The following is a 20,324-nucleotide window of genomic DNA, read 5'->3' as shown; positions in this document are numbered from 1 at the left end:
CCCTAGAAGACCGCTCACCACAGCGTGGCCCGTTCGTCTATCGGTTAGGACGCCAGGTTTTCAACCTGGAAAGAGGGGTTCGATTCCCCTACGGGCTGCCACTTTTCCCTGAAAATCCAGATACGTGCCGGTCCCGTGGGGACCGATAATCCGTGTGCATTCAGGGTGAAGATTGGTCTTGCACGTCGCCGCGCGCTTCCGTAGAAGACCGCTCACCACGATGCGTGGCCCGTTCGTCTATCGGTTAGGACGCCAGGTTTTCAACCTGGAAAGAGGGGTTCGATTCCCCTACGGGCTGCCACTTTTCCCCTTGAACAAGCATCAGTTTCCCGGTGACGAAGCCGGTTCGTCTGCGCCCTGGATTGTGTGTCAGTCTAGGGCTGACTGCGACGGCCTCGGCGGCCATTGCCGATGCTGTCCGCATCGCAGGATACACCGTGCGCAGCGGGACGCGTGGTGCGCCGCGTCGCTGCAAACTGCAATGATTTAGGGGTGTTGTGGTGGCGTGGGGGGGACTCGAACCCCCGACCTAACGATTATGAGTCGTTCGCTCTAACCAACTGAGCTACCGCGCCAGACCGTGGGCGGGGGATAAGGGGGGGCGCGGGCGCCGTCAAGCGGAAATTCCGGGAAATCGTGCCTTACTCTGCCGTGCCGTGACGCGCAGTGTTCAGGTCATGGCATGCCCCGGTACCAAGCGCTGCGCGACAGCCTGCGAGATCGCGGCAAGGACGCCCTGTCCCACCCGTCGACACTTCACGGCGCATGGCATAAACCGCGCGCAGGGGCCCACAGCCCCTACTTCACGATCTTCTCGTCCTTGACGAACATGTTGCCCCATGCGCGGTCGATCAACTCGGGCGTCATCTTGTAGGGCAGGCCTTCGAAATCGCAGACGGCTATCATCTGGTCGATCAGGAAAACCGGCTGGTAGTTGGCGAAGATATTGTTGATCGTCGGGTACTTGGTCTTCAGCAGGTGCACGAGCGAAGCCTCGTCGAGCTGCATCTTCTTCTTGCGGGCCACGAGCGCGAAGATCTTCAGGAAGTTCTCCTGGCTGGGGCCGTCGATCTTGATCTTGAAGAAGATCCGGCGCAGGGCGGCCTGGTCGAAGATCTCGTTCGGGTGGAAGTTCGTGGAGAAGATGACCAGTGTGTCGAAGGGCACTTCGAACTTCTCGCCGGACTGGAGGGCGAGAATGTCCTTGCCTTCCTCCAGCGGCACGATCCAGCGGTTCACGAGACTTTGCGGCGGTTCCGCTTGGCGGCCAAGGTCGTCGACGATGAAGATGCCGCCGGTGGACTTCAACTGGAGCGGCGCCTGGTAGGTGCGTGCCGTGGGGTTGTAGACGAGGTCCAGCATCGACAGCGAAAGCTCCCCCCCGGTGATGACTGTCGGGCGTTTACACATCACGTAGCGGCGGTCGAAGCGGGCGCGCTGCCGCAGGGCGTTGGGATCGTCCGCGTCCTCCTCGGCCTTCGAATGCACGATCGGGTCGTAGACGGTGATGACCTGTCCGGAATATTCCAGCGCGCGCGGCACGTAGATGCGGTCGCCCATGGCGTCGCGGATGCCGTTGGAGATCGACGATTTGCCGTTGCCCGGCGGGCCGTACATCAGGATCGACCGGCCAGAGGACACCGCCGGCCCGAGATTGGAGATCAGGTCGTTCGGCAGGATCAGGTGACCCATCGCCGAGGTGAGCTGTTCGCGGGTGATCTGGATGTTGCGGATCGACTGGCGTTCGACCTGTTCGCGGTAGACCTCCAGCGGGACGGGCATCGGGCCGAAGTACTCCGACTGCGCCAGCGCGTCGAGGGCGCGGGCCTTGCCGCTGTCGGTCAGCTGGTAGGGCATCTCGTTGGCGACCTGCCCGGCGGCCCCCAATGTGCCCATCGCCTCCATCAAGCCCTGGGCGCGGGCCATGTCGATGATCTCCTGGCAGACGGGCACGGGCAGGCAGACGGCGCGGGCCAGTTGCGTGACCTTGTTGGTGTTCTTGCGGAACAGCGTCTTGAGAACGATGTCGCGCATCATCACGGTCGAAAGGCTCATGTCCTCGAGCCTGCGCGGCGCCGGAGGCGCAATGACGGTGCTGCTTTGCATGTTCATGTGGATGTCCTGCCCGGATTGCCCGTTTGTTTGGTTGCCAGAGTGACAACGGTTTGTGGCAGGTCTAGGGCGCGCTTTGGAACTTTTGGAGGGTGCGTGCCGGTCGGGCAGGGGCCACGCGACGCCCTGTGCCGCCGCGAAACGTCTTGACGTGGCGGGCGCTTCACGCGACTTGAATAGGCGAGCAGCTTTCCCAAGGGGCGACAGATGACCCCAAGTTCCACATGGTGGTCGCTTGCGGCGATCCTTCTCTTTTTGACACTTGCCGGATGCGCGCCGGGCGAAGAAGTCGTGGACGATCCGAACCCGTTTGCGCCCTCCGTCGATCCGGACGGGGAGGCCGTCGACGGCATGATCGTCGGCCACCGGCTGATGGAAGCGGGCGAGTACCATCTTGCGCTGGAGGCCTACACGCGCGCCGCGGGCCAGAAGGGCATCAACGCCGAAACCCTTACCGCGCTCGGCTCCGTCAACCTCGCGCTTGGCCGTTTGAACCAGGCGGAGGGGCTGTTGCGCCGCGCGGTGGAGCTTGACCCGGAATGGGCCGAAGCCTGGAACAACCTTGGCGTCCTGCTGATGGAAAAGGGGGAAACCTCCGAGGCAAGCCTCGTGTTCAAGAAGGCCTACGCCCTCGACAATGGCCAAAACGACTCAATTCGCGATAATCTTCGCTTGGCGCTCGCAAAATTGGAAAATAGCCGGTATGATCCGGAACAAGAAGAAGAATTCAGGCTCGTGCGGCGGGGCAGCGGATCGTACCAGATCCGCAGGAACGACGTTTAACCGGGCTGAATGGCCGTCCAACGTGGCGGCAGAGGCATAAATACATCCGCCATCAAGGTGGAGACAAGGCAGAGCAGCAAGAGGACGCAGGCAACATGCGCCATCTGATCCGTGTGACATTGGGCGTGGCCGTGGCGGCGTCGCTTTCCGCGTGCGACAAGACAATCGACAAGGACGAAGTGGACCGCAAGTTCCAGGGCGTCAACGTCATCGACGAGACGAACCTGAACGAGGTCATGCTGACGGTCGGCGACCCGAACGAGGCGGTCAACTACTTCAAGCGTTCCTCCACGACCGAGCCGGACCGGATCGACTTCCAGCGTGGCCTGGCGTCCAGCCTGATCCGGGCGAAGCGTTTTCCCGAGGCGCGGATCGCCTGGGCGCAGGTGGTTGCGCACGAGGATGCCACCAACGAGGACCGCGTTGAGCTTGCCGATGCACTGATCCGCACGAATGACTGGGATCAGGCGGAAAAGGTCCTGTCCTCGATCCCGCCGACCCACGAGTCTTTCAAGCGTTACCGGCTCGAGGCGATGATCGCCGACGGCAAGAAGGACTGGAAGAAGGCGGATGCCTTCTACGAGGTCGCGCTGGGTCTGACGACCAAGCCCGCCTCGGTGATGAACAACTGGGGCTATTCGAAGCTGACCCGCGGCGACTTCCGCGAGGCGGAACGGCTGTTCGGCGAGGCGATCAACGCCGACCAGACGATGTTCACCGCGAAGAACAACCTCGTCATGGCGCGCGGCGCGCAGGGCAACTACACCCTGCCGGTCATCCCGATGACGCAGCCGGAGCGCGCCGAACTGCTCTATACGCTGGGCCTTGCCGCGGTAAAGCGCGGCGACGTGCAGATCGGCAAGGGGCTGCTGCGCGAAGCGGTAGAGACCCATCCGCAGCACTTCGAGGCGGCCGCCCGTGCCCTGGCCGCGCTTGAAAACGGCGCCTGAGGGGCGCCGGAGATGTCGATAACGGTCACCGAAGCCGCCTGGTTCCTGCCTTTCGTCCTGCCGGTCTGCCTGTACATCATGTACACCGACATGAAGGGCATGCGCATTCCCAACCACTCCGTCCTTGCGATGTTCTTCATCTTCGTCGTGGTCGGGATCATCGCCATGCCGTTCGACGCCTATCTCTGGCGCTACGTGCACCTGATCGTGGTGCTGGTCGCGGGCATTGCGCTCAACGCCGGTGGCGCCGTGGGGGCGGGGGATGCGAAGTGGGCCGCCGCTGCCGCGCCTTTCATCGCGCTAGGCGACCTGCGGTTCCTGATGATCCTCTTCGCGGCGAACCTGCTGGCGGCCTTTGTCGCCCACCGGATTGCCAAGCTCACACCGATCCGGCGGCTGGCCCCGAACTGGGAAAGCTGGAACGCCGGGTCGAAGTTTCCCATGGGCCTCGCCCTCGGTGGCACCATGGCGATCTACCTCGGACTTGGCCTGTTCTACGGTCAGGCCGCGGGCTGACTTCCCCCACATCGTGAAACGCAAAACGCCGCGCCCATCGGGACGCGGCGTCGTTTTTTCTGGCGGCTGGCTCAGTTGCCGGCCATGGCGCCCATCTGCGTGATGCCCACGGCAGAGGGGCCGACGAGGATGATCAGCAGCGGCGGCACCGTCAGCATCATGGTGGTCAGCGTCATCTTGGTCGGCAGCTTGTTGGCGGCTTCCTCGGCGCGCATCACACGCTTGTCCCGCATCTCCCCGGCATAGACGCGCAGCGCGTCGGAGATCGACGTACCGAAGGTCTGCGCCTGATTCAGCACGGTCACGAAGCTCGACACGTCCTGCGATCCGCAACGCTCCGACATGTCGTTCAGGACCTGGCTGCGGTCCTTGCCGGCCTTCATCTCGTGGCTGATGATCTCGAACTCATCGGCCAGCGCGGGGTAGGAGGCGCGCAGTTCCTTCGCCACGCGGATAATCGACTGTTCCATCGACTGGCCAGCCTCGACACATACGAGCATCATGTCGAGCGCATCCGGGAAACCCTGCTGGATCTCTTCCTTACGCTTCTCCATGCGCTTGGTGATCCAGTACTTCGGGGCGAGGTAACCGACACAGCCGGGGCCGAGGATATACATCAGCTTGGTGGTCATGTCTGCCTCTTCGGGGTTCACGAAGAAGAGGTAGTACCCCGTGCCTGCCGCCAGCATCCCGAGGCCGAGCGCGAACTGCATGAAGTAGTAGATCTGCACCGCGTCCTTCGTGCGGTAGCCTGCCTGAAGCAGCTTCAGCTTGATCTCGGACAGTTCCTTGGCGTCCTGCGGTTCGAGGAACTGCGCGTACTTGTTCAGCTTCTCGTTGCGGCGCTTGTCGCGCAGGACGGCGCGCGACTGCGCGTCCATCTTCTTCTGCGAGGTCTCCTTGAGCTTGTCCAGCGGGTCGGGCTTGGTGCTCAGCAAGATCGGGATGGTCGCGAGGATCAGCAGGATCGCGAGACCGGCAACCACGATCAGCGGACCGGCGGGGCCCAGCAGATCGGTGATCGCGGTGTTGAGTTGGTCTAGCATGGGTGTCTCCTCAGACCTTGATGTTCACGAGCCAGCGCATGACGATCATGTTCAGGGCGAGCATGATGCCGACGATGAAGCAGGCCGGAATGAACCACGGGTGGTCCAGAACTTCGTCGTAGTAGTCGGGCTTGGCGACCTGGATGAAGATCAGGGCCATGACGGGAAAGCCGGACAGGAACTTGCCGGACCACTGTGCCTCGGCAGTGATGGCCTTCACGCGGCGGAACAGGCGGAAGCGGGCGCGGATCACCTTGGCCAGACCTTCGAGGATCTCGGCCAGGTTGCCGCCCGCCTGCTGCTGGATCGCCACGGCGACGGCGAGGAAACGCAAGTCCTGCATGTCGAGCCGTTCGGCCATGTGCTTCAGCGCCTCTCCGATGTCACGGCCATAGGCGGATTCGTCGGCGATGATGCCGAACTCGGTCGCCAGCGGGTCCTTGATCTCTTTCGAGACGATGGTGATCGCTGAGGTGAAGGGGTGACCGACGCGCAGCGACCGCACCATCAGCTCGACCGCGTCGGGCAGCTGCTCCTCGATCATCGAAAGGCGCTTCTTGGCCTTGGAGCCGACCCACATGTAGACGCCGCCGATGCCCATGCCCGCCGACAGAATGACGCGGATGGGCAGCCCGGTCTCCGTCCCGATGCTGAGGCCCAGGAAGGCCACGACCGACGCGCCCGCCATGATCATCATCAGCTGCTGCGGTGTGAAGGCGATGGCCGCCTTGTTCGCCTTGTCGGCCAGCAGGGAATAGATCGGCAGGGACCGGCTTTCCATGTGCTGGTCCATCTCCTTGCGAAGCTTGGCCAGGACGTCCTCGCGTCGGTCGCCACGGTCGAGCATTTCGAGCCGCCGGTTGACCTTGTTGGACAGCGAGATCGACTTGCCGAAGGCGACCAGGTAGATGCCGTTCACGAAGACGAGGACGCCGACGAAAATCAGGCCGTATATGATCGGTGCTGCAGAGAGCATGTTCGTGACTCGCTTTCAATTAATCCGGGCGGAACGGTTCGTAGATCGAGGCCGGAATGTCGTAACCCCACATCCGGAACCGCTCCGAGAAGGCCGACCGCACGCCGGTCGCGGTGAAGTGACCGATGATCTTGTTGTCCGGCGTCAGCCCGACGCGCTGGTAGCGGAAGATCTCCTGCATGGAGATGACGTCGCCCTCCATGCCGGTGATCTCGGTGATGGAGGTCATCCGGCGGGAGCCGTCCTGCAGGCGCGACGCCTGCACGATGAGGTTCACGGCCGATGCGATCTGCGAGCGGACCGCCTTCAACGGCATCTCGATCCCGGCCATGGCGATCATGTTCTCCAGACGCGCCACGCCGTCCCGCGCAGAGTTTGCGTGGATCGTGGTCATGGAGCCATCGTGGCCGGTGTTCATGGCTTGCAGCATGTCGATGACTTCCTCGCCGCGGGTTTCCCCCACGATGATCCTGTCAGGGCGCATACGCAGGGCGTTCTTGAGGCAATCGCGTGGCGTGACGGCCCCCTTGCCCTCGACGTTGGGCGGGCGGCTTTCCATGCGGCCGACGTGGGTCTGCTGAAGCTGGAGTTCCGCGGTATCCTCGATGGTCAGGATGCGCTCGCTGTCGTCGATGAAGCTGGACAACGCGTTGAGCGTTGTCGTCTTGCCCGAACCCGTACCGCCGGAGACGATGATGTTTAGGCGGGTCGCCACGGCGGCCTGAAGGTAGACGGCCATCTCTTCGGTGAAGGCGCCGAAGTTCACGAGGTCGTCGATGCCCAGCTTGTCCTTCTTGAACTTCCGGATCGAGACGAGGCTGCCGTCGATGGCGATGGGCGGCACCATGGCGTTGAAACGGGAGCCGTCCATCAGACGGGCGTCGACATAGGGGTTCGATTCATCGACACGGCGGCCCACGGCGGACACGATCTTGTCGATGATCCGCATCAGGTGCTTCTCGTCCTTGAACGTGATGTCCGAGAGCTGCAGCTTGCCCGACCGTTCGACAAAGATCTGGTGCGGACCGTTCACGAGGATATCGGAGACGGTGTCGTCCTTCAGCAGGGCCTCCAGCGGGCCCAGACCCTTCACCTCGTCGTAGAGGTCGGTCATCATCGCGCGCCGCTCGTCGCGGTTCAGTACGATGCCGCGTTCAGTGAGCGATTCCGTCGCGATCTGGGAGATTTCCTCGCGCAGCTCCGCCTCGGACGCCTGGTCCAGCGCGGCGAGGTTCAAGTTCTCCAGCAGCGCGCGGTGCAGTTCCAGCTTCACCTCGCCAAGGCGTTCCTTGCGCTTCTTTTCCTTGTCGGCATTGCCCGTTTGGGCCGGGGCCTGCGGCGGCCCCTTGCGCCGCACGGCCGACGGCGTCCGCACCTCGACCTTGCGGTCGTCCGCCGCCGGAGCGGCGACGGCTTCCGCCTTGGCCACGGGGCGGGGGGCCTCCTTGAGACCGGGTTTCTTGTAGCGTGAGAACATTCGGTCGGTCCTTCGCGATCAGGCAGCTTCGGCGTCGTCGGCGCCGATTGCGTTGAGCTGCTGCGCCAGCTTCACGATTTCCTTGCGGAGCGGGTTCTTCGCGGCGTGTGCGGCCAGCGGCAGGCCGTGGTCGCAGGCCTGCATCACCGCCCGCCCGCCATCGGGAAGCTGCAGGTCGAGCGAGATACCAAGGCTGTCGGCCATGCGCTTGACCCGGCTCTTGCCCTGCAGGTCGGTGAACTTCGGCGACCGGTTCAGCGCGAATCGGATCTTGTCGAACGGCAGATCCTCCGACTGGAGCATCCGCTTCAGCCGCAGCGTGTTCTGGGCCGAACGCATGTCCAGCTCGACCAGCGCGATGTAGATCTGCGCCTCCGTCAGGACGGTTTCCGTCCACTGGACCAGCGTGCCGGGCATGTCGACCACCACATAGTCGAAATGGTCGCGTGCGATGTCCAGAAGCTTCGACACCTCGCTGGGACCGATCAGGTCGAGCGGCAGGATGTCGGCCGGAGAGGTGAAGACCTGCAGCTTGTCCTCGAAGGACACCAGTGCCTGCGCAAGGCTTTCGCCGTCCATCGACTCGATATCCGACAGCGTCTCGAACACGGCCTCGCGGCGCGGTAGGTCCAGGTAGGTCGCGACGGAGCCGAATTGCAGGCCGAGGTCGATCAGGCAGACCTTGGGGGGCTTGTCGCCGCCGACAGAGGTCAGTTCATAGGCCAGGTTCACCGCCAGCGTGGTCGCACCGCATCCGCCGGACAACCCCTGAACGGCGATCAGGACGCCGTCGCCGCCGCCCGAGAGCTTGACCTTTGCCGGCGCGCTGGCAGTGGGCGCCGGCACAGGTTCCGGTTCGGGGGCGCGCAGGCGTTCGACCGCCGCGGCAAGTTCGCCTTCGGGAAGCGGGTAGGGGACAAATTCGTCGGCACCGCTGCGCAAGAGCTGGTGCAGCGAGGCGGGTGTCACGTCCTCGGCAATCAGGATCACCTTTATGCCGTGTGTTCTTGCCCCCTTGATGATCCCGGCCAACTGCGAAACTTCGCCTTCGTCAATGGCGTCGATGGCCATGGCCACGAATTCCAGCGACGAGGCTTCCGGTTGCGACATGAAGGCGAGCGCTTCGTCGAAACCGAGATCGCCCCAGGCTTCGCCCAGAATCGTCTCCATGTCCTCGATCAGCAGGTCGAAGTTCTGCACGTCCCGGCTGATCGTGCAGGCAATGATCGGCGCGGGATCTGCCTGCGTGGTCGGTGTACTGGTCATGCCTCTTTCGTCCTTTTCTCGCGCGTCCCGGACAACGGCGGGCTTCTGCCCGCCCCCGGTGAACGCGGGCGCCGAGTCGGATCGGCGCATGGGTGGTTCCGTTCCAAAGTCACTTCGAAAGGCGGCGACAATGGGGCCAAATTTCCGAATTTGTGCGAAGTTTAGCGGTCAAAAAGAGATTGTTCGCGCAGGCGGGAAAAGGGCTGGATTGAGCGAAGAGGGGTGCCACAAATGCCAAACGCCGCGACCCCGGAGGCGCGGCGTTTGCTACGTGTCAGGCCTGAGCTCGCGTCAGTTGCCGAGCTGGAGCTCCGCACCCGACTGGCTGTTCAGGTTGGATGCGGGCGCCGCGCTGTTGACGTACTCGCGGTAGATGATCTCCGCGTACTTGCCTTCCAGCACCTGCGGATGCCCGGCGACGAAACCCGACACCTCTGTCACCGTGCGCCGGTTGCGGCGTTCGCGGCCTTCGGTCACGATCAGCGGCTGCGTTTCGCCGAAGGACACCACGGCTTCGAGGCGGGACCGCGAAATGCCCTGACTCACCAGATAGTTGACCACGGCGTTGGCACGGCGCAGGCCGAGCGACTTGTTGTAGGCCTGGTTGCCGACCTTGTCGGTGTGGCCATAGACGCGGAAGCGGACTTCGGGGAACTGGCGGATCCAGTGCGCCTGTTCGCGCAGCGTGTCCAGCGCGCCCTGATCGAGCTGGGCGGAGTTGAACGCGAAGTTGACGGTGGTCATGACCTCGGCGGCGAAGCGTTGCGACAGGTCGTAGACGTATTGCTTTTCGCCAGTCATGTACTGGTGGTTGTTCATGGTGGCGTCGCCGAAGTTGCCCGGATCGACCTTGACGCCCACCTCGTTGTTGAAGCCGCGCGTCATCGTGGACTGCGTGTTTCCCGCGCAGCCTGCGGTCAGAAGTCCGACGGCAAGCCCGGTCAGGGTGAGGCGGAGGAGGGGTCGTTGGGCCATGGTCTCTCTCAATCCATCACGTAGCCGTAGGAGCCGTTGAAGTCCTGGTTCGCCACTTCTGCGGCGGCACCGGACCGCGGCCTGCGCCCGTTTCCGTCGATCTGGCCGTTCAGGAACAGCTGACGCTCGGACGGCAGGGTGACGCGGTCGGTCGGCAGGGCCAGCGCCTCGCCCCGGGTGGGGGTCACGAGGTGCGGCGTGACGATGATGACCAGTTCGGACTGTTCGCGCTGGTATTCCGTCGACCGGAACAGCGCGCCAAGGATCGGCACGTCACCGATCCACGGCACCTGACCGTTGAGGTCGGAGAAGTTTTCCTGCAGCAGACCGGCGATGGCAAAGCTTTCGCCGTCACGCAGTTCCACCGTGGTCTTCGCTTCACGGCGGGCGAAACCGGCGATGGTCACGTCCTGGAAGGTGATGCCGTTGCTCGAGTCGACAGACGACACGGCCGCTTCGAGCTCGAGGTTGATGAGGTCGCCGTCGATCACGCGCGGCACGAAGGCCAGCTCGACACCGAAGGGTTTGAACTCCACCGTGACGCTGCTGTCACCCTGCGCCGTCGGCACCGGGTATTCACCGCCCGCGAGGAAGCTGGCCTCCTGCCCGGAGAGGGCGGTCAGGTTCGGTTCCGCGAGGGTCCGGACCATGCCTTTGGATTCAAGGGCTTCAAGGAGGATGCCGACTTCGAGACCGCCGGCGTTGAAACCGAAGAGCACGGCACCCTCGGTGCCCAGCCGGCGAGGGAACAGCTTGTCGGAGACGAGGTCACGTTCGGCGATGGTGGCGGCGTTGCCTGTCCCCAGTTCGACACCCAGATCGCCGGTCGACCCGCCGGTGGCGAGAGATGCGCGCAGGGCTTTGGAGACGGAGCGCCGCATTTCCGCGAAACGCACCTTCAGCATGACCTGCTGGATGCCGCCGACCACCATCAGGTTCGACACCCGGTCGGGCGCGTACCTTTGCGCCAGGTCGAGCGCGCGTTCCATGCGGGCGATGGAAGAGACAGTGCCGGACAGCACGATGCCATCGTTGGCGGTGCGGACCTCGATCTTCTCTTCCGGGAGGATCTGGGTCAGGCGTTCCTTGAATTCGGTCACATCCGCGGCGACACGCACATCGACGTTGGTGATGAGCTGCCCCTGCGGGTCGAGGATCGTCAGCGTGGTCGTGCCCGGCTGCTTGCCGAGGACATAGATCGTGCGGTCCGACAGGGACGAGATGTCGGCGATAGAGGGGTTGGCGATGGACAGTTCCGCGAAAGGCGTATCGCTTTCGACCACCACGGCCCGGTTCATTGGAACCGACAGGACGGATTCCGTACCGGTTCGCACGACGCGGATGGAATCCGCGTGCGCGGGCGGCGACATGGTCGCAACGCCCAAGGCCAGCCCGCAGAGGGCCGCCTTCAGATAGCCGTCAAATGTCATGTGACCTGCCTTTCGATCACGCCTCATCCGCAGGTCTTCATGCCTGCATTTTGTGGGAGTGTGTTTCAATTTGGAAAATTAATCAAGAATCAAGGGCTTTGAGCGCGCAGTTTCTGTGGATAAGGGGCAACAGACGGTATGTGACGTGCGCCGCTACACAAAAGGGCCCCGCATCGCGGGACCCTTTTTGAACGCTGGCGATTGTTATCTTGTATCAGTTTGTGCAGGGGATCGGGATGTTGACCACCTCTGCGCCGCGGCGGACGCGGGTGCTGCAAACCTGCTCGCGCTGGACCGGTTCCGGCGCGGCGACGGGTTCGGCCCGCTGCAGGCCGAGCATCGAGAGCTGGTCGACCTCCGTGGTGATCGCCTCGCCATCCTCGTCCTGCGAGATCAGGGAAAGGGTCAGTTGGCCTGTCGATTGCGCGTGGGTCAGCACCAGCGTCTGTTCGCGGGTTGCGGCGACGGTGACGGTGCGTGCGATAGACGTCCCGCTGGTGTCCGCTTCGGAGTTCTGGTCGATGGCGATCAGGCGCATGCCCGCAAGGATCATCTTCGTCACTTCGCCGCGCGGCATGTTCGGATCGCGGCTGTCCACGCGGCCCGTCCAGTACACGTCGACGCGATCGCCGGGACGGAGGAAGCCGGACACGCCGGAGGCCACGTCCACACGGATCGCAAAGGCGCTTTCACCGGGCTTCAGGTAGTGGGTCAGGCCGGCAGAACCGCCGGGCTGGGAAACCTTGCTGGGCACGATGGCCTCGAACGCGTCGATGGCGCGCAGCGCGACACGCGGCTCCATGTTGTCTGTCAGGAGGGGATTTTCCTCGTCGAAGATGCCTTCCGGCATGATCTCTTCCGGCCAGGGGGCGAGGCGGATGTCCTCCTCGGTGATCTCCTGCCCGTAAGCGATGGGTTTCGCCGACACGTAGATCTGCTTGGTGGGGACGGACGCATGGGTCTGCTGCCGTGCCTCGACAAGCGCCGTTTCGTAGGCGCCGATGTAGTTCTGCGCCATGTAGACGGCAAAGCCGGCAAGTCCGATGCCTGCAAGAAGGACGAGTCCGAATACAAGTCGCATGTGGCTTCTCCTGTAATGGGCTTCTGCCCGGTCATTGGGATCGGGATAGCCAAGGAAAAAGGTTAACTCTGGCAGAAATCATGACGATCTCGTGGCCGGAGCGGTTTCGCGGTTCCGGTTGCCTGGCGCGGGATCATTTCCCTTCGGGCGCGGTGTCCTGCATGAACTGGCCGATGCCCTCGCTGAGCTCCATCGTGGTGCTGTCCATGATGGTGGTCGCCAGCAGGCACAGCCCGACCATAGCCGCGGTCAGGACAATCCAGTCGATGGTGACTGCGCCGGTTTCGTCTGTGAGGAATGTGGTGAACATCCGGAGTGCCTCTCGCGTGTAGCCTGATCCGCGTGGTGCGGATTGTCCCGTCTCGTCGGGCGGCCGCGTTCTGCAGCAGCGGTCGTTCATGTGGAGCACATGCCGACAGATGCTTCTGCGCGCATCCGAAAGCTCCGGGATACCTTGGTATCGGTCGGTGGTCGTCTGGTGGCGAAAGCGATCCGGGAACGCGCTTTGGCCTGGATCGAAAAAGGCGCGGCAAGCATTTGCCGCGCCGGGGCGGACCACCCTGTGCCGGGCGGTCCGACGCGAGAAGCGATTACTTCTTCGCTTCGAGCAGGGTCTGCTCTGCCGCGACTTCGCCGGCTGCTGCGTTGATCAGCGCGTTGGCGTTGGTCTCGATCTGGGTGTAGGCGGCGATGGCCAGGCCCACGACGGCCGCGGTCAGAACGACCCAGTCAACGGTCACGGCGCCGGATTCGTCATTGCGGAAGTTTTTGATGAAGTTGATCATGGTCTCTCTCCGTAGTGTGTGTTGTGTTGCTCACGTTCACCAGCTTGGGGTCGGTAGCGGGCCTCTCTCATTGCCCTGTCCCTCGTTGGTATGACCCTATAAAGCACTTGGTTTGGGGCGAGATTTTGGCCGCTTTGCATTAATTTCGCGGTCGTTGAGATTTTTTTAATGATCCGGTTAGTTGTCTGATTTTAAATGGAAAAATGAATTAATACCTTCATTGAGGGCCGGCAAAATATCCTAACGTACAGGCGACTGGGACAGAGATTGCCGCAATCCGTTTACAAAAGTGGTTTTCTTCACCGGATTGTGCGAGACTGTCAGGAATACTCCCGAGACGGCATAGAACCGGGGACGAGCAGTACATGACACAGAGACTTTTCGCGGCGGCCGTGGTGGCCGTATCCTGCGCCCTTGCAACCGATGCGATGGCGCAGCAGGTGTTTTCGGATTTCTCGGCGCGGCGTGTGTCGCCCCCCAAGGCGGGGGCGGCCAAGCGGATCACCGTTCAGGTGGCCCCGCGCGCGAATCCGGCGGTGCCGCCGCTGCCCGCACCCCGGCCATCGGCTGAAAAGGCGTCGGCCGCGATTTCGGCCCCGCGGGCGGGCGCCGCACCCTCACGCAGTGGCAGTTACGCATGGTTCTGGGACACCGTGTCCCCCGCCCAGTCCGACAGCGGACCGGGGCGTCTTGAACCGGCTCTGGCCTCGCTGGGCAACGGCCCGGGTGGCGCGCGGGTGGCTGCACCCCGCCTGCAGGCCCTTCAGGACATCGCGGCACGGCACGGCAAGGACCTGCTGCGCGAAACGGTCGGGACGCGCGTGTCCCCTGCACTCGCCCTGGCCGTCATATACGTCGAATCCGGCGGTCGCCCGGATGCGCAGAGCAGCGCGGGTGCTCAGGGGCTCATGCAGCTCATGCCTGATACCGCGAAACGCTTTGGTGTCGAGGATTCGATGGACGCGGTGCAGAACATCAAGGGCGGTGTCCGGTTCCTCGATTTCCTGATGGAAAAGTTCGCCGGCGATCCGATTCTCGTGCTGGCCGGATACAACGCGGGCGAAAATTCCATCGGCGCAAACCAGGGCGTGCCGAATTACGCCGAGACGCGCGACTACGTGCCCAAGGTGCTGGCCGCGTTCGAGGTCGCCCGCGGCCTGTGCCTGACCCCGCCGCAACTGGCGTCGGACGGCTGCGTGTTCCAGGTCGCCGCGCGTTAGGGCAGAACGGCCCCGGGGTTCATGATTCCCGCCGGATCCAGCGCCGACTTGATCGCGCGCATCGCCGCGAGCTTCACGGGGTCCGTGTAGCGTGTCATGTCGTCCGTCTTCAGCCGCCCGATGCCGTGCTCTGCGCTGACCGAACCGCCCATCGCATGTGTCAGGTCGTGCACGCAGGACTTGATCGCCTCCCTCTGATGGGCGTGATCGGCGCGGGTGCGGCCTTCCAGGGGGAAGACGTTGAAGTGCAGGTTGCCGTCGCCAAGGTGCCCGAAGCAGTTGATGCGGAAGGTGTCCATGGCGTTCAGCGCCTCGGTCGCCTTCACGATGAAATCGGGAATCGCCGAGAGCGGCAGGGAGATGTCGTGGCTCGATATCGATCCGATCCGGCGGTTGCCCTCCGGAATATGCTCGCGGACGTCCCAGAACTGCTGCGCCTGCGTGTCCGAGGAGGCGATGAGACCGTCGTCCGACAGGCCACGGTCGAGCGCCTCGGCAAACAGCGTCTCGAGCGCGGCTGTCGGGTCTGCGCCGCGGCCAAGCCCGATCTCGATCAGAACGCACCATTCGGGCGGCGTCTCCCACGGGCGGCGGATCTCGGGCAGTTCGGAGGCGAGGAAGTCCATGCCCTGCCGGTGGATCAGCTCGAAGGCGGAGACGGTTTCGCCCAGTTGGTCGTGCGCCAAGGCCAGCAGATCGAGCGCCGCGCGCGGTGAGGGCACCGTCAGGAAAGCGGTGCCTGTGGACGCAGGGCGCGGCGAGAGGGCCAGGGAGGCCGCGGTGATGACCCCCAGCGTCCCTTCTGCCCCGATCAGCAGGTGGCGGAGGTCGTAGCCCGTGTTGTCCTTGCGCAGGCGCCTGAGCCCGTTCCAGACCGATCCGTCTGGCAGCACGGCCTCCAGCCCAAGCACCAGATTGCGGGCGTTGCCGTAGCGCAGGGTGTTGATCCCCCCGGCGTTGGTCGACAGCAGCCCACCCAGCCGCGCAGAACCCTTGGACGCCAGCGACAGCGGAAACAGCCGGTCCATGGCCTCCGCCGTATCGTGTATGTCGCTCAGGATGGCGCCCGCTTCGGCGATGAGCGTGTTTTCCTCCGGGTAGGTCGCGCGGATGGCGGTCATGCGTTCGAGCGAGAGTACAACCGGCTGGCCCTCCGGCGCGATCTGCCCGCCGACGAGACCCGTACCGCCGCCGTAGGGCACGATACCGGTGCGCGTGGCGGCGCAGTGACGGACGATGGTGGCAACGTCGTCGGTGCTGCGGGGCAGGGCCACCCACGTGGACGATCCCTGCCAGCGGCCACGCGACTCTTCCAGGTAGCGTGGTTCTGCCCGGCGCAGCGTGTCATCGGGCAACAGGGCGCGCAGCGTGTCCGCAAAGGCGTCATCGGCGGGGGCGAGGGGCATGGCGGTCTCCTTCCGTCGTCGCCTCAGCCTGTCCCCCATGCGGGCGGGTTTATCAAGGGGCGGGTGTCATTCGCGGAGCCACTCCGGGCGCAGGACGACAACCGTCGGGCGGGAGGGCAGGGTGCGCAGGCTGACCTCCATCGACGAGGAGTCGCGCCGGTCGATGGCGAAGGTCTCGCCGATCTGGGTCAGGAAGGACTCCAGCCCGTAGTCCGAGAACCAGTGCATCGGAATCACCACCGAGGACTTCAGCCGTTCCAGCATTGGTATCACGCGGGACAGCGGCAGGGTCATGCCGCCATCGACAGCCACCATGACCACGTCGAGCCGCCCGAGCGCGGCGAACTGTTCGTCCGTGGGGATGTGGTGGAGGTGGCCGAGGTGGCCGATGCACAGGCCCTCGACCTCGAAGACGAAGATGGAATTGCCCTTCTCCTCCATCCCGCCATAGCCGGAGCGAATGTTGGTCGACACGTTGCGGACGAGCATCTCGCCGAGGTCCAGGTAATGGTCGATCCCGGTGCCGAAGGGTTCGCCCCAGCCGGGCAAAACGTGCGGAATGGCCGGGTCGGGGTTCGCGGTCCAGTGGGTGCTGTGGGCGTGGTTCATGGTCACGATGTCAGGGATCAGGGGCACGTTGCCGATGAACCCGGTGAAGTCGGTGACCGCAGTCAGACCGCCCTGTGTCTGCAGCAGGAAACTGGCATGAGAGAGGTAGTGCAGGCGCACGGAGTAATCCGGGACGGGTTCGGTCCAGGACGCCTTGTGCAGGTATTCGAGCCCGGGCGCGGCGTCGGCGATTGCAATGCAGTGTGACGGGCGGCGCTGGTCCTGCGCCATGGCGGAAGTGGCGGCAACGGCGAGGAAGGCGATGGCAAGGCGGATCATGAACGTCTCCTGGCTCCGGGAAGGGAGTCGGAGTGAACTCCGACCTACGCGGGGCCAGCGCCAAGTCGAAGGCAAGGCACCGACCTGCCGGTCAGCCTAGCCTGAGAGCCGCGTTCGCCAAAGCGCGCAGATCCGCCAGACGGCGCCCACGTGTTCACAACGGCTTGATCTGCAGGTGAACTAGCCGACCGTCGTCTTGCCGCGCCGGTCGCTGCGCAGGCAGGCATAGAGGACGTGGGTCCGCCAGCGCCCGTTGATCTGCAGGTAGCTCTGCGCCACGCCCTCGTACTTGAAGCCGGACCGTTCGAGCAGCCCGCGCGAGGCCGCGTTCTCCGGCAGGCAGGCCGCTTCGAGGCGGCTGAGCCCCAGGCGTTCGAAGGCGTGATGGGTGACGGCGGCGATGGCCTCTGCCATGTAGCCGTTTCGCGCGTAGGGCTGACCCGTCCAGTAACCGAGCGTGCCGGCCTGCGCGGGGCCGCGGCGGATGTTGTCGAGCGTGATGGCGCCCACCAGTGCTTCGTCGTCGCGCCGGATCAGGAACAGCGGCACCGCCGTCCCGCCGTTGATCGAGCGCGACGCCCAGTAGACGCGGTTCGTGAAGGCCTTGCGCGACAGGTGGTCGGCGGCCCAGGTGGGTTCCCACGGTGCAAGGAACCCCCTGCTTCCCGACCGCAGCGTCTGCCATGGCGTGTAGTCGGAATGCATGGGGGGGCGCAGTGTGAGACGTTCCGTCTCGATCCGGAGCTTCCGCCGGAAAGAGAGCATCACGCAGCCCGCCGTGCCTGCAGTTGTTCCAGGGTGGGCGCACTGTCGACGGGGCCGTAGAGGGCCAGCGCCGCCGCGGATTGCGCGGCCTGCGCTTCGGCGAAGGCCAGAACACCCTCGCGGGTTACCGCGTCGATCCGGGCGACCGTCTCTTCGATCGGCGGCACCTTCCCCCAGATCTGCACCATGCGTGCCATGCGCTCGGCCCGGCTGGACGGGCTTTCGAGCCCCATCAGCAGCCCGGCCTTCATCTGGGCGCGGGCGCGCTCGATCTCGGCATCCGACATGGTGTCTGCCGCGCGCTTCATCTCGTCCACGGTCAGGTCCAGCAGTTCGCCCATCTCGTCGCCGGAGGTGCCGGCGTAGATCGTCGTCATCCCGGTGTCGGCGTAGGCGCCGGACTGGGCGAAGATGGTGTAGCACAGCCCGCGCTTCTCGCGGATCTCCTGGAACAGGCGTGAGGACATGCCGCCGCCAAGCGCGATGGCGTAGATCTGCGCGGTGTAGAACCCGGGGTCCCTGTAACCCGGAGCCTCGAAGGCGAGCGCCATGTGCGCCTGTTCGAGGTCCTTGACCCGCCGCATCTCGCCGCCGTGGAACCGGGCGCCGTCGGCGTTCCGGCCGGGGCGGGGGGACAGGCTGCCGAAAAGACCCTCGGCCTGCTTCACCAGCGCGTCGTGATCGACGGCACCGGCGGCAGAGAGGATCATCTGGCCGGGGCCGTAGTGCTCCTCGACGAAGCGTTGGAGGTCCGAGCGGGAGAACCCCTCGACCCGGGCCGCCTCGCCGAGGATCGTCCGGCCGATGGGCTGATCGGGATAGGCCTTTTCCTGCAGCCAGTCGAAGATGATGTCGTCCGGCGTGTCATGCGCCTGGCCGATTTCCTGAAGGATGACGTGGCGCTCCGTGTCGATCTCCCTCTCGTCGAAGACCGGGTTGAGCAGGATGTCGGCCAACACATCGACCGCCAGCGCGGTGTCGGCCTTAAGGACGCGGGCGTAATAGGCCGTGACCTCGCGCGAGGTATAGGCGTTGATGTAGCCGCCCACGTCCTCGATGGCTTCGGCGATCTGCAGCGCGCTGCGCCGCTTTGTGCCCTTGAACGCCATGTGTTCGAGGAAATGCGCAATGCCGTTCTGTTCCACGCGTTCGTGCCGTCCGCCCGCCGTCACCCAGAGACCGAGCGCGGCGGATTGAAGGCCGGGCATCTTCTCTGTGACGATGCGAAGCCCGTTGGACAGCGTGGAAATCTGGACGGTCACTTGGTGATACGCTCCTGAATAAGGTTTTCGAGGGCGGACAGGTCGTTGGCCACGCGGGTCAACCGTTCCGAACGCTCATACAGGTCGGCCATGCGATTTGGAAGAGGGGGACGAATACCCGTGGCCTTTTCAACGGCATCCGGGAACTTGGCCGGATGCGCGGTGGCCAGCGTGATCATCGGCGTCTTCGGATCGCGCTGGTCCTCTGCCACGCGGGCGCCTATCGCGGAATGCGGGCACAGGAGTTCCCCCATCGTGGCCTGCGCCAGGCGGATGGTGTCCAGCGTCTCCTCCTCTGACACGCGGCCGGAGTCGAAGTGTTCGCGCAGCGCCTGAAGCGCACCCTGGCTCACGTTGAAGCCGCCTGCCTTCAGTTCGTCCATCAGCTGCGCCACCGCCGCACCGTCGCGGTCGTAGGCGTCGAAGAGGGCACGCTCGAAGTTGCTGCTGACCTGGATGTCCATCGACGGGCTGATCGAGGGATGGACTTCGGAGGTCTGGTAGTCGCCCGACGTCAGGCAGCGGTGCAGGATGTCGTTCTGGTTCGTCGCCACAACCAGCCGGTCGATGGGCAGGCCCATGCGCTTGGCGATGTAGCCCGCGAAGATGTCGCCGAAGTTGCCGGTGGGCACGGTGAAGCTGACTTTGCGGTCCGGGGCGCCGAGGCTGACGGCGGCGGAGAAGTAGTAGACGACCTGCGCCAGCACGCGCGCCCAGTTGATCGAGTTCACGCCGGCCAGCCGCACGCTGTCGCGGAACTCGAAGTGGTTGAACATGTCCTTCAGCCGCGCCTGGCAATCGTCGAAGTGGCCGTCCAGCGCCAGCGCGTGCACGTTTGCCTCGGGTGGCGTGGTCATCTGGCGGCGCTGCACCTCGGACACCCGGCCATGCGGGTAGAGGATGAAGACGTCGACATTGTCGAGCCCCTTGAACGCCTCGATCGCGGCCGAGCCCGTATCGCCCGACGTGGCGCCGACGATGGTCACACGCTCGCCCCGCCGCTCCAGCGCCTCCTGGAAGAGCTGACCGATGAGTTGCATGGCGAAGTCCTTGAAGGCCAGCGTCGGCCCGTGGAACAGCTCAAGCAGGAAGTGGTTCGGTGCCAGCTGCACCAGCGGCGCTCGGGCGTTGTGACCGAAACCTGCGTAGGCCTTGGCGATCAGGTCGGCAAAGACCTCGTCGGTGAACCCGTCGCCCACGAAGGGCCGCATCACGCGGAAGGCGGTTTCCTCGTAGCTGAGACCTTCCAGCGCGCGGATGTCGTCGGCGGACATCTGGGGAATGGTCTCCGGCACGTAGAGGCCGCCGTCACGGGCGAGGCCGGACAGCATGGCTTCTTCGAATGACAGGGCCGGGGCCTGGCCTCGGGTGGAGATGTAACGCATG

Annotated in this window: 19 protein-coding genes and 3 tRNA genes; 6 read left to right on the top strand and 16 right to left on the bottom strand. The window is 64.4% G+C overall.

The genetic code is table 11. The annotated features are described in order from the left end of the window. The first annotated feature begins 26 nt into the window (after positions 1-26). Together QNI11_RS15780 and QNI11_RS15775 are read left to right on the top strand one after the other, a co-directional pair. A tRNA-Glu gene (locus tag QNI11_RS15780) sits at positions 27-101 on the top strand. Positions 102-226: 125 nt separating this feature from the next. Beyond that, positions 227-301: transfer RNA gene (locus tag QNI11_RS15775), tRNA-Glu, on the top strand. A gap of 197 nt (positions 302-498) precedes the next feature. On the opposite strand, the gene QNI11_RS15770 is transcribed toward QNI11_RS15775, so the two are convergent. Next, positions 499-575: transfer RNA gene (locus QNI11_RS15770), tRNA-Met, on the bottom strand. A gap of 223 nt (positions 576-798) precedes the next feature. Then, a complete protein-coding gene (locus QNI11_RS15765) occupies positions 799-2,112 on the bottom strand; it encodes an ATPase (protein ID WP_100929681.1) in 1,314 nt (437 codons plus the stop codon). Between the two features lie 207 nt (positions 2,113-2,319). Here QNI11_RS15765 and QNI11_RS15760 point away from each other — a divergent pair, with 207 nt between their 5' ends. The 3 genes from QNI11_RS15760 to QNI11_RS15750 all read left to right on the top strand — a co-directional run bounded on the left by QNI11_RS15760 (position 2,320) and on the right by QNI11_RS15750 (position 4,361). Beyond that, entirely contained in the window at positions 2,320-2,895 is a 576-nt protein-coding gene (locus tag QNI11_RS15760; RefSeq protein WP_100929682.1) for a tetratricopeptide repeat protein, read from the top strand. A 95-nt stretch (positions 2,896-2,990) separates the two neighbouring features. Continuing rightward, the gene (locus tag QNI11_RS15755) at positions 2,991-3,845 is read left to right on the top strand and encodes a lipopolysaccharide assembly protein LapB (RefSeq protein WP_283980830.1); all 855 of its coding nucleotides are present in this window, start codon (positions 2,991-2,993) and stop codon (positions 3,843-3,845) included. Between the two features lie 12 nt (positions 3,846-3,857). Beyond that, positions 3,858-4,361: a prepilin peptidase gene (locus QNI11_RS15750; RefSeq protein WP_283980829.1), complete on the top strand. Its 504-nt coding sequence runs from the start codon at positions 3,858-3,860 to the stop codon at positions 4,359-4,361. A 71-nt stretch (positions 4,362-4,432) separates the two neighbouring features. On the opposite strand, the gene QNI11_RS15745 is transcribed toward QNI11_RS15750, so the two are convergent. The 9 genes from QNI11_RS15745 to QNI11_RS15705 form a co-directional block, all read right to left on the bottom strand. After that, positions 4,433-5,407 (bottom strand): type II secretion system F family protein, encoded by a 975-nt coding sequence (locus QNI11_RS15745; RefSeq protein ID WP_283980828.1) that lies wholly within the window; start codon positions 5,405-5,407, stop codon positions 4,433-4,435. 10 nt (positions 5,408-5,417) lie between these two features. Continuing rightward, positions 5,418-6,383 (bottom strand): type II secretion system F family protein, encoded by a 966-nt coding sequence (locus QNI11_RS15740; RefSeq protein WP_100929686.1) that lies wholly within the window; start codon positions 6,381-6,383, stop codon positions 5,418-5,420. Between the two features lie 19 nt (positions 6,384-6,402). Continuing rightward, positions 6,403-7,860, bottom strand: a complete 1,458-nt coding sequence (locus tag QNI11_RS15735) for a CpaF family protein (protein WP_283980827.1) — start codon at positions 7,858-7,860, stop codon at positions 6,403-6,405. A gap of 18 nt (positions 7,861-7,878) precedes the next feature. Next, entirely contained in the window at positions 7,879-9,126 is a 1,248-nt protein-coding gene (locus QNI11_RS15730; protein WP_283980826.1) for an AAA family ATPase, read from the bottom strand. Between the two features lie 291 nt (positions 9,127-9,417). After that, entirely contained in the window at positions 9,418-10,101 is a 684-nt protein-coding gene (locus QNI11_RS15725) for an OmpA family protein (RefSeq protein ID WP_100929688.1), read from the bottom strand. An 8-nt stretch (positions 10,102-10,109) separates the two neighbouring features. Beyond that, on the bottom strand, positions 10,110-11,531 hold the full coding sequence (locus QNI11_RS15720; RefSeq protein WP_283980825.1) for a type II and III secretion system protein family protein: 1,422 nt from the start codon (positions 11,529-11,531) through the stop codon (positions 10,110-10,112). 214 nt (positions 11,532-11,745) lie between these two features. Continuing rightward, positions 11,746-12,612, bottom strand: coding sequence for a Flp pilus assembly protein CpaB (cpaB, locus tag QNI11_RS15715; RefSeq protein WP_283980824.1), 867 nt, complete (start codon positions 12,610-12,612; stop codon positions 11,746-11,748). A gap of 133 nt (positions 12,613-12,745) precedes the next feature. Further along, positions 12,746-12,922, bottom strand: coding sequence for a hypothetical protein (locus tag QNI11_RS15710; protein WP_283980823.1), 177 nt, complete (start codon positions 12,920-12,922; stop codon positions 12,746-12,748). A 280-nt stretch (positions 12,923-13,202) separates the two neighbouring features. Next, positions 13,203-13,397: a Flp family type IVb pilin gene (locus QNI11_RS15705; RefSeq protein ID WP_100929691.1), complete on the bottom strand. Its 195-nt coding sequence runs from the start codon at positions 13,395-13,397 to the stop codon at positions 13,203-13,205. Positions 13,398-13,762: 365 nt separating this feature from the next. On the opposite strand from QNI11_RS15705, the gene QNI11_RS15700 reads away from it, so the two are divergent. Next, positions 13,763-14,617: a lytic transglycosylase domain-containing protein gene (locus tag QNI11_RS15700; protein WP_283980821.1), complete on the top strand. Its 855-nt coding sequence runs from the start codon at positions 13,763-13,765 to the stop codon at positions 14,615-14,617. Here the strand turns inward: QNI11_RS15700 and QNI11_RS15695 are convergent. From QNI11_RS15695 to thrC, 5 genes are all read right to left on the bottom strand, one after another. Beyond that, positions 14,614-16,023, bottom strand: a complete 1,410-nt coding sequence (locus QNI11_RS15695) for an FAD-binding oxidoreductase (RefSeq protein WP_283980819.1) — start codon at positions 16,021-16,023, stop codon at positions 14,614-14,616. The genes QNI11_RS15700 and QNI11_RS15695 overlap by 4 nt on opposite strands. 66 nt (positions 16,024-16,089) lie before the next feature. Then, positions 16,090-16,911, bottom strand: coding sequence for an MBL fold metallo-hydrolase (locus QNI11_RS15690; RefSeq protein ID WP_283980818.1), 822 nt, complete (start codon positions 16,909-16,911; stop codon positions 16,090-16,092). A gap of 180 nt (positions 16,912-17,091) precedes the next feature. Beyond that, positions 17,092-17,676, bottom strand: coding sequence for a GNAT family N-acetyltransferase (locus QNI11_RS15685; RefSeq protein ID WP_100929695.1), 585 nt, complete (start codon positions 17,674-17,676; stop codon positions 17,092-17,094). Continuing rightward, positions 17,676-18,938, bottom strand: coding sequence for a pitrilysin family protein (locus QNI11_RS15680; protein WP_100929696.1), 1,263 nt, complete (start codon positions 18,936-18,938; stop codon positions 17,676-17,678). Before QNI11_RS15680 ends, QNI11_RS15685 begins: the two co-directional genes overlap by 1 nt. After that, the gene (gene thrC / locus QNI11_RS15675; protein WP_283980814.1) at positions 18,935-20,323 is read right to left on the bottom strand and encodes a threonine synthase; all 1,389 of its coding nucleotides are present in this window, start codon (positions 20,321-20,323) and stop codon (positions 18,935-18,937) included. The genes QNI11_RS15680 and thrC overlap by 4 nt, the downstream gene beginning before the upstream one ends. Between the last annotated feature and the right edge of the window lies 1 nt (position 20,324).

Source organism: Sagittula sp. MA-2 (assembly GCF_030126985.1).
In the GTDB taxonomy this organism is placed as follows: domain Bacteria; phylum Pseudomonadota; class Alphaproteobacteria; order Rhodobacterales; family Rhodobacteraceae; genus Sagittula.
Note: the sequence above shows the minus strand (reverse complement) of the source record. Positions and strands in the feature narration are given on the sequence as shown.

Excerpts from the sequence above, each read along its gene's own strand:
- QNI11_RS15735 (WP_283980827.1), bottom strand. The coding sequence starts at position 7,860 with ATGTTCTCACGCTACAAGAAACCCGGTCTCAAGGAGGCCCCCCGCCCC.
- QNI11_RS15725 (WP_100929688.1), bottom strand. The coding sequence starts at position 10,101 with ATGGCCCAACGACCCCTCCTCCGCCTCACCCTGACCGGGCTTGCCGTC.
- QNI11_RS15750 (WP_283980829.1), top strand. The coding sequence starts at position 3,858 with ATGTCGATAACGGTCACCGAAGCCGCCTGGTTCCTGCCTTTCGTCCTG.
- thrC (WP_283980814.1), bottom strand. The coding sequence starts at position 20,323 with ATGCGTTACATCTCCACCCGAGGCCAGGCCCCGGCCCTGTCATTCGAA.
- QNI11_RS15695 (WP_283980819.1), bottom strand. The coding sequence starts at position 16,023 with ATGCCCCTCGCCCCCGCCGATGACGCCTTTGCGGACACGCTGCGCGCC.
- QNI11_RS15765 (WP_100929681.1), bottom strand. The coding sequence starts at position 2,112 with ATGAACATGCAAAGCAGCACCGTCATTGCGCCTCCGGCGCCGCGCAGG.
- QNI11_RS15705 (WP_100929691.1), bottom strand. The coding sequence starts at position 13,397 with ATGATCAACTTCATCAAAAACTTCCGCAATGACGAATCCGGCGCCGTG.
- QNI11_RS15755 (WP_283980830.1), top strand. The coding sequence starts at position 2,991 with ATGCGCCATCTGATCCGTGTGACATTGGGCGTGGCCGTGGCGGCGTCG.
- QNI11_RS15690 (WP_283980818.1), bottom strand. The coding sequence starts at position 16,911 with ATGATCCGCCTTGCCATCGCCTTCCTCGCCGTTGCCGCCACTTCCGCC.
- QNI11_RS15710 (WP_283980823.1), bottom strand. The coding sequence starts at position 12,922 with ATGTTCACCACATTCCTCACAGACGAAACCGGCGCAGTCACCATCGAC.
- QNI11_RS15740 (WP_100929686.1), bottom strand. The coding sequence starts at position 6,383 with ATGCTCTCTGCAGCACCGATCATATACGGCCTGATTTTCGTCGGCGTC.
- QNI11_RS15720 (WP_283980825.1), bottom strand. The coding sequence starts at position 11,531 with ATGACATTTGACGGCTATCTGAAGGCGGCCCTCTGCGGGCTGGCCTTG.
- QNI11_RS15745 (WP_283980828.1), bottom strand. The coding sequence starts at position 5,407 with ATGCTAGACCAACTCAACACCGCGATCACCGATCTGCTGGGCCCCGCC.
- QNI11_RS15730 (WP_283980826.1), bottom strand. The coding sequence starts at position 9,126 with ATGACCAGTACACCGACCACGCAGGCAGATCCCGCGCCGATCATTGCC.
- QNI11_RS15760 (WP_100929682.1), top strand. The coding sequence starts at position 2,320 with ATGACCCCAAGTTCCACATGGTGGTCGCTTGCGGCGATCCTTCTCTTT.
- cpaB (WP_283980824.1), bottom strand. The coding sequence starts at position 12,612 with ATGCGACTTGTATTCGGACTCGTCCTTCTTGCAGGCATCGGACTTGCC.
- QNI11_RS15685 (WP_100929695.1), bottom strand. The coding sequence starts at position 17,676 with ATGCTCTCTTTCCGGCGGAAGCTCCGGATCGAGACGGAACGTCTCACA.
- QNI11_RS15700 (WP_283980821.1), top strand. The coding sequence starts at position 13,763 with ATGACACAGAGACTTTTCGCGGCGGCCGTGGTGGCCGTATCCTGCGCC.